Annotated in this window: 12 protein-coding genes and 1 pseudogene; 7 read left to right on the top strand and 6 right to left on the bottom strand. The window is 64.9% G+C overall.

Annotated elements, in window-relative coordinates:
• Positions 1-19: 19 nt before the first annotated feature.
• A protein-coding gene (locus ALVIN_RS16905; RefSeq protein ID WP_148217441.1) for an IS5 family transposase occupies positions 20-774 on the top strand; the annotation gives its coding sequence in 2 pieces (ribosomal slippage) (positions 20-350 and positions 350-774; 756 coding nt in all).
• Positions 775-800: 26 nt separating this feature from the next.
• Complete coding sequence (locus ALVIN_RS02670; RefSeq protein WP_012969765.1) at positions 801-1,379, top strand: DUF4291 domain-containing protein; 579 nt, start codon at positions 801-803, stop codon at positions 1,377-1,379.
• On the opposite strand, the gene ALVIN_RS17480 is transcribed toward ALVIN_RS02670, so the two are convergent.
• The 5 genes from ALVIN_RS17480 to ALVIN_RS17900 form a co-directional block, all read right to left on the bottom strand.
• Entirely contained in the window at positions 1,376-1,879 is a 504-nt protein-coding gene (locus ALVIN_RS17480) for a HEAT repeat domain-containing protein (protein ID WP_012969764.1), read from the bottom strand. The genes ALVIN_RS02670 and ALVIN_RS17480 overlap by 4 nt on opposite strands.
• Positions 1,876-2,682, bottom strand: a complete 807-nt coding sequence (locus tag ALVIN_RS02660) for an RHS repeat-associated core domain-containing protein (protein ID WP_043795488.1) — start codon at positions 2,680-2,682, stop codon at positions 1,876-1,878. Before ALVIN_RS02660 ends, ALVIN_RS17480 begins: the two co-directional genes overlap by 4 nt.
• Entirely contained in the window at positions 2,672-4,003 is a 1,332-nt protein-coding gene (locus ALVIN_RS02655; protein ID WP_012969763.1) for an IS4 family transposase, read from the bottom strand. The genes ALVIN_RS02660 and ALVIN_RS02655 overlap by 11 nt, the downstream gene beginning before the upstream one ends.
• A complete protein-coding gene (locus ALVIN_RS18140) occupies positions 3,928-8,583 on the bottom strand; it encodes a DUF6531 domain-containing protein (protein WP_050750275.1) in 4,656 nt (1,551 codons plus the stop codon). Before ALVIN_RS18140 ends, ALVIN_RS02655 begins: the two co-directional genes overlap by 76 nt.
• A gap of 153 nt (positions 8,584-8,736) precedes the next feature.
• Positions 8,737-9,840 (bottom strand): RHS repeat domain-containing protein, encoded by a 1,104-nt coding sequence (locus ALVIN_RS17900; RefSeq protein ID WP_323752963.1) that lies wholly within the window; start codon positions 9,838-9,840, stop codon positions 8,737-8,739.
• A 402-nt stretch (positions 9,841-10,242) separates the two neighbouring features.
• On the opposite strand from ALVIN_RS17900, the pseudogene ALVIN_RS16900 reads away from it, so the two are divergent.
• Together ALVIN_RS16900 and ALVIN_RS02635 are read left to right on the top strand one after the other, a co-directional pair.
• Positions 10,243-10,658 (top strand): annotated as a pseudogene (locus ALVIN_RS16900) (hypothetical protein).
• A gap of 28 nt (positions 10,659-10,686) precedes the next feature.
• Complete coding sequence (locus ALVIN_RS02635) at positions 10,687-11,928, top strand: hypothetical protein (RefSeq protein ID WP_012969761.1); 1,242 nt, start codon at positions 10,687-10,689, stop codon at positions 11,926-11,928.
• A gap of 14 nt (positions 11,929-11,942) precedes the next feature.
• Here the strand turns inward: ALVIN_RS02635 and ALVIN_RS02630 are convergent, their stop codons facing one another.
• Positions 11,943-12,659, bottom strand: coding sequence for a ComF family protein (locus ALVIN_RS02630; protein ID WP_012969760.1), 717 nt, complete (start codon positions 12,657-12,659; stop codon positions 11,943-11,945).
• A gap of 180 nt (positions 12,660-12,839) precedes the next feature.
• Here ALVIN_RS02630 and bioB point away from each other — a divergent pair, with 180 nt between their 5' ends.
• From bioB to bioH, 3 genes are all read left to right on the top strand, one after another.
• Complete coding sequence (gene bioB / locus ALVIN_RS02625) at positions 12,840-13,883, top strand: biotin synthase BioB (protein WP_012969759.1); 1,044 nt, start codon at positions 12,840-12,842, stop codon at positions 13,881-13,883.
• A 10-nt stretch (positions 13,884-13,893) separates the two neighbouring features.
• Positions 13,894-15,072, top strand: a complete 1,179-nt coding sequence (bioF, locus tag ALVIN_RS02620; protein ID WP_012969758.1) for an 8-amino-7-oxononanoate synthase — start codon at positions 13,894-13,896, stop codon at positions 15,070-15,072.
• Between the two features lie 184 nt (positions 15,073-15,256).
• The gene (gene bioH, locus ALVIN_RS02615) at positions 15,257-16,042 is read left to right on the top strand and encodes a pimeloyl-ACP methyl ester esterase BioH (RefSeq protein ID WP_012969757.1); all 786 of its coding nucleotides are present in this window, start codon (positions 15,257-15,259) and stop codon (positions 16,040-16,042) included.
• The last annotated feature ends 3 nt before the right edge of the window (positions 16,043-16,045 follow it).

Genomic DNA, 16,045 nt, shown 5'->3' with positions numbered 1-16,045 from the left:
TGGAATTTGGATGTTGCACATGGATCGACGGATGCTGAGTGATGAACAGTGGGCTCGGATTGCCGATTTTCTGCCTGGGAAACCGACTGACAAGGGCGGTCGAGCCGTGGATAACCGTTGGTTTGTCGAGGCTGTGCTGTACATGGCGCGGACAGGTTGTCCCTGGCGGGACTTGCCCAAGGAATTGGGCAACTGGCACTCGGTGTATGTCCGGTTCGCCCGCTGGGAGACGTACGGCGTGTGGCATCGGGTCGCTGAGGCTTTGCAAGGGGAGGCGGATATGGAGGAACTCTTCATCGATGCCACGATTGTCCGCGCGCACCAGCACGCGGCCGGTGCACCCAAAAAAACGGTGGCGATCAGGCGATCGGTCGCTCGCGCGGGGGCCTGAGCACCAAGGTCCATGCCGGCGTGGAGGCCTTGAGCAATCCTGTCCGTCTGATCGTGACAGCGGGCCAAGAGGCCGACATCACCCAAGGCGCCGCGCTGATCGAGGGGTTCGTGACCGAGGCGGTCATCGCCGACAAGGGCTACGACAGCGACGCGCTGGTGGCGGCCATCGAAGCGACGGGCGCACAAGCCATCATTCCGCCTCGCCGCCACCGGCACACGAAGCGCCAGGTCGACTGGCACCGCTACAAGGCGCGCAACCTCGTGGAGCGGTTCTTCAATCGCCTCAAGCCATTCCGTCGCGTGGCTACCCGTTACGACAAGCTCGCGAATCGATACAACGCCTTCTTGCATCTCGCATGCGCCTATATCTGGTTACTGTGAACAGACCCTAAGACTCTCAATAAGCAATGCCAGAGAATAGCGTTCGAGCAATTTTTGACGACAAAACGATCCGGGTTTATCAAGCCTACCGGGCCGACATCGCCTTGCCTGCGCTCGCGGCCGGTCGATTCGTGCCTCCGTTCAAAATGGATCGTATGACGTGGATCAAACCCTCGTTCGGATGGATGATGTATCGCAGCGGCTACGCCTCCAAGCCTGGCCAAGAGTTTGTGCTGGGTATTGATATCACCCGTGACGGATTCGAATGGGCGCTCGCTCATGCAACATTGTCGAGCTTCAAACCGAGCGTTCATCCATCGTACGAGGTTTGGAAAGCAGACATTGAGTCCAAACCGGTGCGGGTGCAGTGGGATCCGGAGCGCGACTGGAAGCTGCAGCCAATTCGGGGCGTTCGGGCCGTTCAAATCGGACTTTCAAGAGAGGCCATTAAATACTATGCTCGAGATTGGATCGTGAAAATTGAGGATGTTACACCACTAGTCAAGAAGGCATCCCAAGCGATTATCATGCCGCCGGACCTACCAAGCGCATTGGAGCGCCCTTACCCGTTGCCTGCGGACCTTGCGTACATTTGCTGTGATTAAACACAGTGCCGACGTTTGAGCTGCTCTCTTGCAGTATCACGCAAAATCGCATCCGGATCGGAAGCCAGCTTCTCAAGACACGCTTCAGCCTCTTTCCCAGCAATATTGCCCAGCGACCAAATCGCCTTCACCGCCAATGCCCTATTTTCATCGAAATCCAGATAGTCCGGTATCCATTGCGTTGCGTGATACAGTGCTGGTACAGCCTCGGTAGATCTTATATCACCGAGGGCAGAGACTACATCCTCGTGCCTTTGGTGCCAATTTGCTGGTTCAAGATTGAGCAGTGCGGAGAGATGGCGCTCATCTATTCCAAATCTAAAGCCAACAATCAATGCGAGCTCAACTTCCTCAGTGTCGCGGCCATCTATCGCCTCATGGAGAAGCTGTAGCGCAAGAGTTGAGCCATCACTCGCATTGTCGAACGACTGCAGGAAATCAGCTTCGCTTACCTCGTGAGTGGCAAACCTTAGAATCAATTTATGTTGGTCAGGGTTCATCTTGGTACGACACCGAAATCGAGAATATTGCTGTTAAATGTTTCAAGTCCAGCACCGCGACCTAGGCCGATTTTGATTTGGCTACGTTCTGCCTTAAACAAAGCATTTTCCGAAGTCCACCCTTTGGATACTGTCGGCAACTCTCCGTAAAGTTGTCTAGTAAGCACTGAAGTGTCGCGCACCCCGACTGCTCGGAGCGCCTGCGTTGTTCCAGCTTGCATGTTGAACTCGACCAAGACCCCATTGTAATTCGATGCGAACGACTTCGTTGGAGAGATGAACGTCTCCGCGGTGGCGGGCAGCTTGCCAGTGAACAGCAATTGATCGTAGTGCGCTTGACTCATGGCACGGTAATACGTCTCTGAGGCACTGACTGCTGCACCACGAGCGCCGAGCAACTCCGGCGCCACGGCAACCCCAACCGTCGCTAGAGCGTCGACCGCGACTTGTCCAGCGCCTCCAGTCAAGAGACCGACGAAGGCGGCAATTCGCTCCATGCCAGACCCGTTTCTAGCATAGTGCAGCCAAGTTTGTCCCTGCTCCGAATCGCCGTTATTCCAGCCGGTGCTCATTCCCGAGCTAAACGCCTCGCCGGCCAGCCCGGCGGGGTCGAGGGTATTGAGGGGATTATTGCCAACATAGGCATACAGATTCAGATCATCGGCATACCCGATCGGATCGGTCTGCAGAAACCGCCCGAGGCTTGGCGAATAGAACCTGGCCTTGTAGTGATAGAGCCCGAGCGCCCCGATGAGCTGCTGTCCGGTATAGCGCATCTCATTACACACATCTTCATAAGTCATGAGATTCCCTGGCGAATTTGATTCCGGCGGCCACGTCTCTGATGCGCTGCAAACCGAGCCAAATGGTTTTTACACCGGGTTCGCCGTCGCCCTTGCGTCCGAGAAAACCGCCCTGGCGGGCGATCAAGCGCAGCACGTCGTTGAGTCGCGGGGGCTGCTTGGGTACGGGCTTCTTGGCCAGGATGTAGGCCGCTTGCCACTCCTCGGGTTCGAGCAGCAGCGAGGCCTCCAGGTCAGGCACCGTGCGTCCCAGGCGCATCAATCGTGCGATGCGCCATCCCACCACCAGAAACAGCGCGAAAGCGCGTTCCAAGCGCTCGACAGTGCCCAGTTGCAGGGCCTCGACCCGACAGCCTTCCTTGAGCACCAAGAACAGCAACTCGATTTCCCAGCGCGCCCGGTACCATTCGATCAGTTCGACGACGGCCTCGAGCGTGTCGGCTCGACGGTTGGTCAGCAGACGCCATTCGATCGGTTTGACGCCCTTGGGGGCCTCAATTTCACGCGCGATCACGCCGGTGACCTCAAGGTGACCTTGGCGCCGGTCCGAGAGGCTCACCCGCTGCGCATAGAGTTCCTGGCGCACCGTTCGGGCGGTGCGCCCGCGTCCAGGCGGCACGGTGAAGCGCACCTCCCCGAGCGGTTCAGTGTCCAGCACACGTCCCCACAGCTTCTGGCCCTCGCCACCGGGCAACGCGCGGTTATGCTTGGCGCGCAACAGCCAATCGGCGGGGGTTGCCAAATCCCGAGCGCGCACCATCAGGTCCAGTATGTCGGCCTCACGATCGGCCACATAGACCAGGCGGGTGTCGGGCAACTCCCTGGCCAGGTCCGCCACCCGTTCATAGCCTTCTTTCCAGCGCACACTCTCGGGGCCTCCCGGACGCTGGCCGTCGGCGTCTTTTGGCTCGCGGGCCCACATCCAGGCATCCAGGACACCCAACGGTTCGCGCTCGGGCGTCACCGCGTAGGTCGGATGCAGGTACATCCCGCGCTGGGCCTCGTAGCTCAAGGGACCAAGTCCTTTGATCGTCTGGCCGTTGAAGTCCAGCTCCGTGGTGTCCTGCAGACACAGCACCACCGGATAGGCCGCCATGCGCCTCTGCGTGCACTGACGATGCGGCTCAAGAATGTCGAGCCAGTCGTAGCGTTCACTGCCGAGAAACCGATAGGCCGCCTGCGTCTCCGCCCAGCCGTTGCAGGCCCCCGGAATACTCGCCGTCGGATGCTCGGCCAGGCGCTCGATCAAGTGGATCGCACGCCGGTCGCGGCGCGTGTCGCCCAGATCAATCGAGGCCAATTCTTCCGACGCCCAGCCCATCGTGTGCTCCAACATGTCTCAGAAAAACAGTTCTCTATCGTACACCCAGAGTTCTGTGTAATGGGATGGGTATAGCGGAAGCGCTGGCCGGTGGTGACGTCGGGCTCGCCGAAGGGACCGTAGCGGTAGAGCGCGGTGCGGGTGCCGGCGCTGCTCGCCTGGGCGACGATGCTGCCCAGATGGTCGGCGTAGAGCCAGGTCTTGTTGGTGGTGGCGCTGCCCTCGTAGACGACCAGCGGCGCGTCGATCCCGGGGCCGTGGACGTAGCGGCGCAGCAGGCTGCCGGCACTATTGTACTCGGCAATGAGGTCGGTGCCGTCGTAGGCGAGGTTGGTGGTGGTCCCGCCGATCGCGCTCTGGCGCAGCCGCCCCTCGGCATCGTAGGCGAGGGTTGCCGAGAGCCCGGTCTTGGCGGCGCTCTTGAGGCGGTTGTCGAGGTCGTAGCCGTAGGTCCAGGTGCCGTCGCCGGTCAGATTCGCATTGGCGTCGTAGCTCAGGGTGGCGCCCGCGGCCTGGGTGTACTGGTTGAGCCCGTTGACGCTGTAGGCGCGCGTGCCGTTCGGCAAGCCGTCCCACTGGTAGGCGTCGTTCGACCAGCTGTGGCCGGCGATCTCCCCGACCTGATTGCGGGCATAGGTCCAGGTCACGTCCTGGGCGGTACCGGCGAGGTTGTGGGTGAGGGTGCTCAGGCCCGCCTGGGCGTTGTAGGCGTAGCGGGTGGTGGTGCCATTGCCGAGGGTGACGGTGGTGCGCCGCGAGAGGTCGTCATAGGTGTAGCTCGCCAGCGCAGCGGCGCCGTTCTCCTTGAGGGCGGTGGGCCGGTTGAGCGCGTCGTAGGCGGTGGTGACGTAGAAGGCGGTCGCCTCGGGCCAGGTGAGGCGGGTGCGGTTGCCGGCGGCGTCGTAGGCGAAGCTCAAGCGCTTACCGCCAGCCGTGGTGCTGGTGAGGCGCCCGGCGTTGTCGTAGCTGTTGCTGATGGCGTAGCTGCCGTTGGCGAAGCTCGCCGTGGTGCGCCGCCCGAGCAGGTCGTAGCCGAAGCTCAAACTGTCGGCGGCGGTTGGATAGGTGCGCGTGAGTAGCCGGTCGAGGTTGTCGTAGGCGAGCGTGACGCTCTGACCGCTGCGCTTGCGCAGGCTGGTCACATTGCCGCTGGCGTCATAGGCGTATTGCTCATAGTCCGTCGTCGAGGAGGAGCCGGGGGCGGTCTTGCTCGGGAACAAGACCTTCACCAGTCGGTCATGGCCATCGTACTGATAGGTCGTGAGGTTGCTCTTGGCATCCTTGACCGTGGCTTGGCGGCCATTGGCGGTATAGGTGTAGGTGGCGCTGTTCTGTGCGAGGGCGGTGCCGACGGCGCGTTTGACGATCTGCACGCTGTCATCGAGGTTGTAGACGGTGTCGCTGACCCGATCGCCGCCCTCGGCCGCCGTCAGGCGCTCGGTCACGCGGATGGCGCGGTCGAGGTCATCGTAGGCGTAGTCGGTGACGGCCACCGGCGCGGCGGCGGTGGGACAGGCAGTATCCGAGGCACCCTGCACCGGCCCCCAGGTCTTGAGCACCTTGTTGGTCGGGGTGTAGCTCTGACAGGTGACCAGCCACTGGGTGCCGATCTGCGCTGCGGTGCGGACCAGATTGCCGTTGGCGTCATAGGCGCGCCGCGTGACTTTGTTCAGCGCATTGGTGGTTTGTGTGATCCGCCGCTCGGCATCATAGGTCGAGCTCAGTGTGTCGGCCACATCCGTGCGCGGCCCGTCGACCTTGGTGAGGTTGCCGACCGCGTCGTAGGTAAAGGTGGTTGCCAGATTGAGCTTGCCGGTCCCTGCATCGGCCGTGACCGTCTGTGGAACGTATTTGTTGGACGCGTTGTAGGCGGTGGTTGTGACGACGCTGTTGGTGGCAGAGGTCTTCTGTGTCACCGAGGTCGGCAGGTAGAAGGTCGGGAAGCCGGAGGGCGTGTAGCCCGTATAGGCATAGGTGGTGACCGGCGCCACGCCGGCCGCGTCCACCGGGCGCGTGACCGTGGACGGATTACCCTGGGCGGTGTAGGTGTAGCGCGTGACCTTGCCGCGCGGATCGGTCTGCGTTGCGACCTGGTTGAAGGCGCTCTCGTAGGTGGCGCTCGTGACCAGATTGGCCAGGCCGGAGCCGCTCTTGGCGATCTGTGTCACCGTCTTGACGTTGTGGGTGCAACGCTTGTCGGTGCCGGCACAGGGGGCGTCGTCATAAGCGTAGGTGACCGCATTCCCACCCGGAAGCACCGTCTTGATCAGTCGCTCCTGGGCGTCGTAGGTGTTGGTCGTCACCCGGCCCAGAGGATTGATGGACTTGAGCACTTTGCCGCTGCCATCGAGGTAGGTCGTGCGGCTGAGGCTGAGCGGACCAACTTCCTGCGAGCGCGTCCCGGCGAAGAAGTAGGTATAGAGCTTTCCTCGGGCGTTGGTCTGAGTCTTTACTCGCCCCAGGCTGTCATAGACGTTGGTGGCGAAGGCGACGGTCGGGTTGGCCGGATAGAAGACCTTGGTGATGCGCCCCGGCAGGTCGTATTGGAAGGTCGTGTTCTTGCCGGTGGCATCGGTGAAAGTCGTGAGGTTGCCGCTCGTGTCATAGACGAACTTCACGGTGCGGCTGCCGTCGCTCACCTGGGTGACCCGTCCGGAGGCATTGGTCAGCGTCAGGGTCCGACCCAGACTGTTCTTGACCTGGGTGAGGTCGTTGCCGCTATAGGTAAAGCTCACCTGCATGCCGTTCGCGGCGAGAAAGGTCGCGAGCTTGCCGGCCGTGTTGAAGTTGAGTCTGTCCCGATGCAGGGTCTCGTAAGTGTAGGTGCCGTTGGCGTTCTTGATCAGCCGCGCCGAGCTTCCAGGCGGGGCGTTGTACGTCCCGCCGGGCAGCTTGACGAAGACCTCGCCATTGAGACCCTGCTTGACGATCACCGTGTTGTCGATCAGTTGATCGCCGAGCCAGCGCTGGCCGACCGCGGCGATGACCAGCTTGTCGAGCGGCTTGGCCGGGTCGCCGAGCAGATCGAGCGACACCAACGTCTCGACGATCGTGCTCGCCGCATCCAGCGCCGAATCCTCGCCGAGTCCCTGGAAGCCGTCCGAACCCAGTCTGGCGGTAACGGCGAGATTGTGCGTCCACCCCTTGCCGAGGGGACCACTTTGGGTGCGCAGTCCAGAGCTGTAGAGACTCGTCAGTCTCAAGGCTTGGGGGAAGGTGCCGACGCCGACCGTCATGGCATCCCGCGCATAGAGGTAGTGCCCCTTGACCATGTCGATGGGGTCGTTCCAGCTGTAGCCGCTGGATTGGGTGTACTGATCCGGGCCGGCGGAGGCGCTCAGGCCGTTGGAGACGGTGCTGGCGGGCGGCTGCGTGAGCGAGGCGAAGCCGCCCGCCAGCCCACCGCCGATGATGGCACCGATGGAGGCGCCGCTGCCGCTGGCGAGGATGTCGAAGTAGCCGGTGCCGGACCAGTTGTTTTCGCTCAGGTTGCAGCGTGTCGGCAGGATCAGCCGGTGGCCGGCATTGACCGCCGCCTGGAAGCGGCTCAACCAAGCGGTGCAGGACACCAGGTTGGGCTGGACAACGGTGGCGTAGTTGCTGGACCTAGCGTCGTAAATGCGGTCGTTGCTCGCGGCGGCGAGGTCGATGAGCTTGACGGTTGAGACCGCACTGACGCCCGCGATCTGCCGCACCGCGGTCGACTCGAAGAGGCTCGCATGGGTCGCGGCATTGAAGAAAGCCGCCGTCTCCTTGGCTGTATCCGCACTCTGGCTGACCACGCTCAGCATGTTGCCCGGCAGATCGACATAGGGCGCATTGGTGTAGCCGGCGACCCCGATCTGGTGGTGGAACAGGGTGTTGGTGCCGGCCAGACGGTCGTTGATCGCATCCGCCTGATTGACCTGCGCGATCCAGGTCGCTGAAAGCACGGCGAGGGTCGAGCCCAGCACCGCCTCGCTGGTGTCGGCACCGCCGGCCGCCTTTGCCTGATCGAGACGGCTGCGGTGCAGCGCCACCAGTCCGCGCCCGCTCGGCCCCCAGCCGTTGCCGATCAGGATGGTTCCGCCCGCAGTGATGGTTTGGGTGAAGGTCTGATTGGCGAAGGTCGAGACATAGGCGCCATGGGTCACCGTGAAGGTGAGGGGGCCAGTGGTGCCGGGGGAGATCGCCGTGCCCGTGGCTTGGCTGACGCCATCGAGCTTGAGCACCGGCTGATTGGTGCCGTTGTAGGTGAGCGTGAGGCGCTTGCCGTAGAGGGCGTCCGAGGTATAGACGGTGTTGATCCCCTGGTATTGGATGCGCAGGGTCGGCTTGTAGCTGGCCGGGATGTCGTTCCAGTGGGTCAGGGCGACGGAGGTGTCCTGATAGGGCAGCGTGCTCTGGCGCAGATTGCCGCCGCTGTGCGGGATGATCCTCAGGCCGCCGACAACGTCCTCGAGGCGGCTCGCGGGCTGATTGGTGCGCAGATAATTCGTGAGGGTGGCGGCATAGGTCGCCAGGTTGTTGCGGATGTTGGCGCGGTTGACGCCCTGGATGGCATCGGCCGTGATCGTGGCGCCGCTGCGCGCCTGGGCCATGGCTGTCCGAGTGGTGATGCGGGCGGGCGGGCCTTTAGCGCGGCCGTCTCATTGGGAGGCGTCGATGCGCACGCCCCAGACGTTGGGCATGCCGGCACGGCTTTCGTGGTCGATGGAGAGCACTGCGGGCATCCCCACCGGCAATGTGAGCGGCTACGCCGCCCCCCAGGTCTGGGCGCCGGTGACGGCGATCGGCGTCTGCCGGAGGCTATCGAGGCGCAGGCTGAGATCCTGGTCGCGCGTCACATCGAAGAAACGCAGAGCCTGCAAGGTCTGTGTCGCCGCTGCGGGCAACAGCAACCGAATACCGTCGGGGCGCTGATCGGCGGGCGTCTGATCGGGGAGCCCCGTGCCAAGGCTCGCCTGGCCTGCCAGCACGCGCTCGAAGCGCACGCCCCAGGGCTCGAGCGGGCCGTATTGCTCGCTGATCAGCAGCCGGTTGTCACCAGCGCTCAGTGCGGCGGGCTCGAGCCAGAGGTGGTAGGTGGCCCCCCAGGCGCCGGCAGCGCCGGCGGGGAGGTCGACCAGCGGCGCACCGTTGAGCGTGATGGCGACTTCGTCGTCGTGGCCGATGTCCCAGCCCGCCAGCTCGAGCAGCCGTCCGGCCTCCGCCTGAGGATCCGCGCTGAAGAGATGCAGCTCGATCCCCTCGGGGTGGGTCAGGTCGCCCGCCGGGAGTCCTTCCTGGTTGCCCCAGGCGCTTCCGAAGGCGGCGAGGGCGAGCCGCGTGACGCCCCAGACGACGTCCGGGGTCCTGGCCCGTAGCTCGATCAGGTTGTCCCCAGGCTGTTGCAGCGTGGCCGGCAACAGCCAGAGGCTCGGCGTGCTCCACAGGCCATCGGCGGCCGAACTCAGGTATCCGAGCAGGGTGCCGTTGAGCCACAGACCCACCGTCTCCGACGAGTCGATCGCGTAGCCCTGGACATGGAGCAGCCGGTCGAGGCCATCGCCCGTGAAGAGCGCGCTCACCGTTTGCTCGGGGGTGTCGCTGAGGTCGTTCCAGCCGTAGAGGCCGGGGTCTTCGCCGCCTGCATCGAGGTCGATGGCGACGGGCGGCGCGGCCACAGGACTCGCGGTGGCGAGCAGGGTGTCGGGGACGCGCGCGTCGGCCGCCGCGACCATGCTCGCCGCGGCGCTGCCTCCCGTGACCGCCATGGAGGCACGATTGCCCGCCGCATCGTAGCTATAGGTGATGACCACCCCGTTGGCGTAGCCGGCCTTGGTCAGCCGTCCGAGGGTATCGTAGCTGTAGGCCACCGAGCCAGCCTCGGCCGGGACGGTGAGGGTCGCGAAGAGTAGGCCCGCCGAGCAGAGTACTCGCGGGCTGCGCGAGTCAGGATAAATGGGCGCGCAATGTGCCATAATCGCCCGTACAATCGTTGTACTCAGCATCTTCGCGACTCCAGGAAAGGCCCCATCTCAATGCTCGAGGCGTGCTCGAGCGCAACCGCAACAATGCAGTCTAGACAGGGCCTGAAGCTGCCGGGTCGGGCGCGAGTCACCAGGCCGTGCTCGACGGTGCGCGGAGAATACTCTCAAGGATTGTGGTTTGGGAAGCGGGCACGAAAAGTATTTTTTCGGCGTCTCTGGCGGGCGCCTCGGCCGGCCGCAAATTCTCGTTGGCAGATCATCCCAGGCGCAAGGCTCCATCTGGCGTGCATGAAGCGAAGTATTGTTAGCCAGAAGCCCTGGAAGTCGTTGCAATCGCTGTTGCCGGCTGTGCACCGTTCAAGCCGCGGCGGTCATCTAGGCCTGGATGATCGGGCGGCCCTGAATGGCATCCTGTTCGTCCTCAGCGCCAGTATCCTGCGGGAAGATCTCCCGCCAAAACTAGGCTTTGTATCACCGGCGCCAATCGTCACGACTCGATGGTATTCGAGGCACTGGTCGATGCCATTCCGGCGCTTCCCGGTCTGCCGAGCCGACATCGCTGGGTGTTCAAACGTACCAATGCGTGGCTGGCCGGCTTCGACCAGTTGCGCATCCGTTTCGAGCGGCGGCTGAATGCCCATTACGCCTGGCTCAAGCTGGCTTTTTCATTGATCCGCCTGCGGTTTATCGACAGGTTTTGTTAGCGGCTCTTGGCCGGGCGTAGATTGAACCATGCGTGTGTTACTGAAAAGTCTGCTGTGGATCACGGGTCTTGGGCTGGTCGCGGCGCTCGTCCTGGGACTGGCCCTGGCGCTGGATCGCCGCCCACTGGTCGCCGAGCCGTCGCCGCCGAGTCCGGCCGAGCAGACCTGGGCGGCCGACTGGCTCGCCAAGCAGCGTCGGCATCACGGGCGCGCGGCCTCGAGCAACCGGCTCGAACTCACCGAGCCGCAGGCCAATCTGCTGCTCAATGCCTTGCTCGGACGCAGTGGACAGGGCCAGGCGCAGGTGCGTCTCGGCGCAGGCCGGGCCAGTCTGGCCCTCTCGCTCAAGCTGCCGCTGGATCAGCTCGACGGCTATCTCAATCTGGAGCTGGAACTGACCGAGGACGATCCCTTGCCGCGGGTCGAGTCGGCGCGGATCGCCGGACTGCCGATTCCCGGCTCTCTGGCGCAGGCACTGGTCGAGCAGGCGCTCCAGGCACTCGATCGTTCGCAGATGGTGCATGAGGTCCGCTTCACGCCCGAACGGCTGACGCTCGATTACGACTGGCACCCGAACATGGTCGAGCGGTTCAGCGGCGGCATGATCGCGTCCGATGAACTGCCTCGGGTGCTGGCCGCTCAGGACGCGATCATCCGCTATGCCGCCGCACAACCTGGGCGCAAGCCGCTCCCGTTGTCGGATCTGCTCACCCATCTGCTCCAGGAGACGGCCGACGACACGGACCCGATCGCCGGCCATCGCGCGCTCATCCTGGCGCTGGCGGCCTATGTCAACGGCCAGTCCATTCGTGCGCCGGACGACGATTCGACCGAGCCGCGCGCGCGCCCGCGTCTGGTGCTACTGCGCGGTCGGGTCGACCTGAGTCAGCACTTCATGACCTCGGCGGCGCTCGCCGTCCAGGGCACGGATACGCTCTCCAGTCTGGTCGGCTGGTACAAGGAGATGTCGGACGCCAATGGCGGCAGCGGCTTCAGCTTCGCCGACATGACGGCCAACCGTGCCGGCATCCGCTTTGCACGGCTGGCCACCGAAAGCGCGTCGAGCGCCCGGTGGCTTCAGTCCGTCGCGCGTGCGGGGTTACGGGAGGACGACGTCATGCCGCGTATCGACAGTCTGCCGGAGGGACTGAGTCAGGCACGCTTCGAGGATCGTCTCGGCACGGACAAGCGGCGTGAGTACCAGCGCCTGATCGAACAGATCGACCGTCATATCGAGTCGCGCGGGCTGTACCGACAGCCGTCGGGCTGAATCCACGCCTGAGATTAGAGCGTCCGCGCCACGGCCCAGACATCGACCCGCACGGCACCGGCGTCGATCAACACCTGACTCAGTTCGGAGACCGTGCCGCCGGTCGTCATCACATCATCGACGATGGCCAGATGCCGCCCCGTGAGAGCTTCAACCGCCTTGAAGGCGCCCCGGATGTTGCGCCGCCGGGCGCGTGCCGTCAGTTCGGTCTGGGGCGGCGTGGCGCGGGTGCGGGCGACGAGACGCGGTTCGACCGGAAGGGACAGCGCGCGGCCTGTGACACGCGCGATCTCCAGCGCCTGGTTGTAGCCGCGCGTGCGCTGGCGTCGCGGATGCAGCGGCACAGGGACCAGCGCCTCGGGCCAGTCGTCCGCCGACTCGCGCGCCTGCTCGGCCAGACACTGACCCAGCAGCCGCGCGGCGTTGAGCCGCCCACGGAACTTGGCGCCCGTGATCAGAAAGGGCACCGCCCCCTCGTAGCGAAAGGCCGTCAGGCAGGCGTCGAACGGCGGCGGGCGGCGCTCGCAATCGCCGCAGATCGCCCCGTCCGGCAGTGGAACCAGAAAGGGACGCGCGCACCGGGCGCAGGCACGGAGATTGTAGGGCAGATCCAGCGCGCAGCCGGCGCAGAGATCGCGGCCCTGCTCGCCGGGCGCGCCGCAGAGCAGACAGGTCGGCGGGAACAGGCTGTCGAGCAGACTGCGATCGCCCCCAAAACCGAGTTTCCACACGGCGCTGTCTCCCTTCGATCATGACATCCCTCACACACCAGCGGAACCGACGTCAGCGGATCGAGTTGTAAACCTTGAGAACCAAAATCAGTTGACAAGTCAAACAAGCCCTTTAGAGTAATGGGCCTTTTATCGCTTCGTCACGACCGATTTCGAAGCCACATCCGGTTCCTTCCGCCCATGTCACAGATTCATACCACCGCCTTCCAGTCGCCGCCCGCACTCCGTCACGATTGGTCTCTCGACGAGATCGAAGCGATCCTCGATCAGCCGTTCAACGATCTGCTGTTCACGGCTCAGAGCGTCCACCGCGCCCACTTCGATCCCAATACCATTCAGGTCAGCACGCTGCTGAGCATCAAGACCGGCGCCTGCCCCGAGGATTGCGGCTATTGCGGCCAGAGCGCGCGCCATGCAACGGACGTCGAACCCGAGCGCATCCTGCCGCTCGACACCGTGCTGGAGGCGGCGCGCACCGCCAAGTCCCAGGGCGCGACCCGCTTCTGCATGGGCGCGGCCTGGCGCAACCCGACCGACCGCCATCTCGAACAGGTGATCGCCATGGTCGAGGGCATCCACGCGCTCGGGCTGGAAACCTGCGTCACCCTCGGCATGCTGACCGCCGAACAGGCACGCCGGCTCAAGGACGCCGGACTCGACTATTACAACCACAACCTCGACACCTCGCCCGAATTCTACGGTCAGGTCATCAGCACCCGCACCTATCAGGATCGGCTCGACACCCTGGAACACATCCGCGCGGTCGGACTCAAGACCTGTAGCGGCGGCATCCTCGGCATGGGCGAATCGCGCCGCGACCGCGCCTCCATGCTGCGCCAGCTCACCAATCTGCCGGCGCATCCCGAATCCGTCCCCATCAATCTGCTGGTCCAGGTCGAGGGCACGCCGCTGTTCGGCGTCGACGCGCTCGATCCCTTCGAGTTCGTGCGCGTGGTCGCGGCGGCGCGGATCATCATGCCGCGTTCGCATGTGCGCCTCTCGGCCGGACGCAGTGAGATGAGCGACGAGTTGCAGGCGCTCTGCTTCCTGGCCGGCGCCAACTCGATCTTCTACGGCGAGCGGCTGCTGACCGCGCCCAATGCCGAGTCCGACCGCGACCGGCGGCTGTTCGAGCGTCTCGGACTGGCTTTCGAGCAGGTCGAGGCCGAACGCACCGAGCCGGGCGCCTGCCACAAGACCACCGAGCACAAGATCCGGCTCTGAGGCGCGAGACATGGAGCGACCGCCGTCCAGCCGCACCAACCCCGAGACCGAACTGCGCCCGCGACTCGACGCGCTCAAGGCGCAGTCGCTCTATCGCCGCCGCCGACTCCAGGACAGCCCGCAGCAGCCCCAGGCGCGGGTCGACGGCCGACCGATGCTGAGCTTTTGCGGCAACGACTATCTGGGTCTGGCCAATCACCCCGAGGTGATCGCCGCCCTGCGCGACGGGGCCGAACGCTGGGGCGTGGGCAGCGGCGCGGCGCATCTGGTCAACGGCCACAGCCGCGCGCATCAGGCACTGGAAGAGGCGCTGGCCGCGTTCACCGGCCGCCCGCGCGCCCTGCTGTTCTCGACCGGCTACATGGCCAACCTGGGCGTCATCAGCGCCCTGGCCGGACGGACCGACACGGTGTTCGAGGACCGGCTCAATCACGCCTCACTGCTCGACGGCGCCCTGCTGTCACGCGCCCGACTGCGCCGCTATCCGCACGCCGACGCCCAGGCACTCAAACGCCTGATCGACAGCGACCCCGCGCGGCTCATCGTCACCGACGGCGTCTTCAGCATGGACGGCGATCTGGCTCCATTGCCTGAACTCGCCACCATCGCGCGCGACTCCGGCGCCTGGCTGATGGTCGACGACGCGCACGGATTGGGCGTGCTGGGACACGAAGGACGTGGCTCACTGGATCACTTCGGACTCGGCCCCGAAGACGTCCCCATCCTGATGGGCACGCTCGGCAAGGCGTTCGGCACCTTCGGCGCTTTCGTCGCCGGCTCCGAGGAACTGATCGAGACCCTGATCCAGAGCGCACGCAGTTACATCTACACCACGGCCACCCCACCGGCACTGGCCGAAGCCACGCTCGCCAGCCTCGCCATCACCCGACGCGAACACTGGCGGCGCGAACGGCTCACCGAGTGGATCGAGCGCTTTCGTACCGGAGCGACCCGAATCGGACTGAACCTGATGGACTCGCCCACACCCATCCAGCCGATCCTGGCCGGCAGCGCCGAACAGGCACTGGCCTGGAGCGCCGCGCTCGAAGCCGCCGGCCTCCTGGTCACAGCCATTCGCCCCCCAACGGTTCCCGAAGGCACGGCGCGGCTGCGTATCACACTCTCAGCCGCGCACACTGCCGACGACATCGACCGACTGCTCGCGGCCCTGGCCAGACTACCGACCTGACCGAACCAACGCCCAGCCGCCCGTGATACGGCCAACGGATGGTTCGGGGCGCCGTCGGCGGGGGGTGTCGACCGCATGGATGCGGTCGTCAAGCCTCCAGGGATGGATTCACGGCGTCCCCCCGACGACGGCGCCCCGAGCCACCCAGCTACCGAGTCAAGCAACCACACCGAAACCACAACCGATGTCGAACCAATCCGCCCCCCCGCACACTCCAACCCCTGAAACCACCGCCGACCTGGTCCTCCTCCACGGCTGGGGCATGAACTCGGCCATCTGGAACGGCGTCCCCGAGCCGACCTGGAACGGCCTGACCCAACACCGCATCGACCTGCCCGGACATGGCGACAGCCCCTTCCCCACCGGCCGCGACGACCTCTGGGGCTGGGCCGAAGCCTGCCTGGACGCCGCCCCCGAACGCGCCGTCTGGGTCGGCTGGTCGCTGGGCGGACTCATCGCCCTGGCCGCCGCCCTGCACGCGCCCAAGCGCGTCGCCGGACTGATCCTCCTGACCGCCACCCCGCGCTTCACCCAGGCGACCGACTGGACGCCCGCCATGCCCGAAGCGACCCTGGCCCAGTTCCACGACGGCCTGCTCGCCGACCCGAGCGGCACCCTGAACCGCTTCCTGGCCCTGCAAACGCGCGGCAGCGACACCGCGCGCGAGACACTCCGCACCCTCAAACAGGAACTGGCCGCACGTCCCGAACCCAAGCCCGCCGCGCTCGCCCTGGGCCTGGATCTGCTGCGCGAGGAAGACCTGCGCCCCCAGCTCCCCGACATCCGCTGCCCGACGCTCTGGCTCTTCGGCCAACACGACACCCTGGTCCCGGCACGGGTCGCCGAACGCATCGAACTGCTGATGCCCGAAGCGCGGGTCGAGACCATCGCGGGCGCGGCCCATGCGCCCCACATCTCGCACCCCCACGAAACCGGTCGGGCCATCCGCACCTTTCTGGACGCCCTTTGAACA

It is taken from the genome of Allochromatium vinosum DSM 180, from assembly GCF_000025485.1.
GTDB classification, from domain to species: domain Bacteria; phylum Pseudomonadota; class Gammaproteobacteria; order Chromatiales; family Chromatiaceae; genus Thermochromatium; species Thermochromatium vinosum.
Note: the sequence above shows the minus strand (reverse complement) of the source record. Positions and strands in the feature narration are given on the sequence as shown.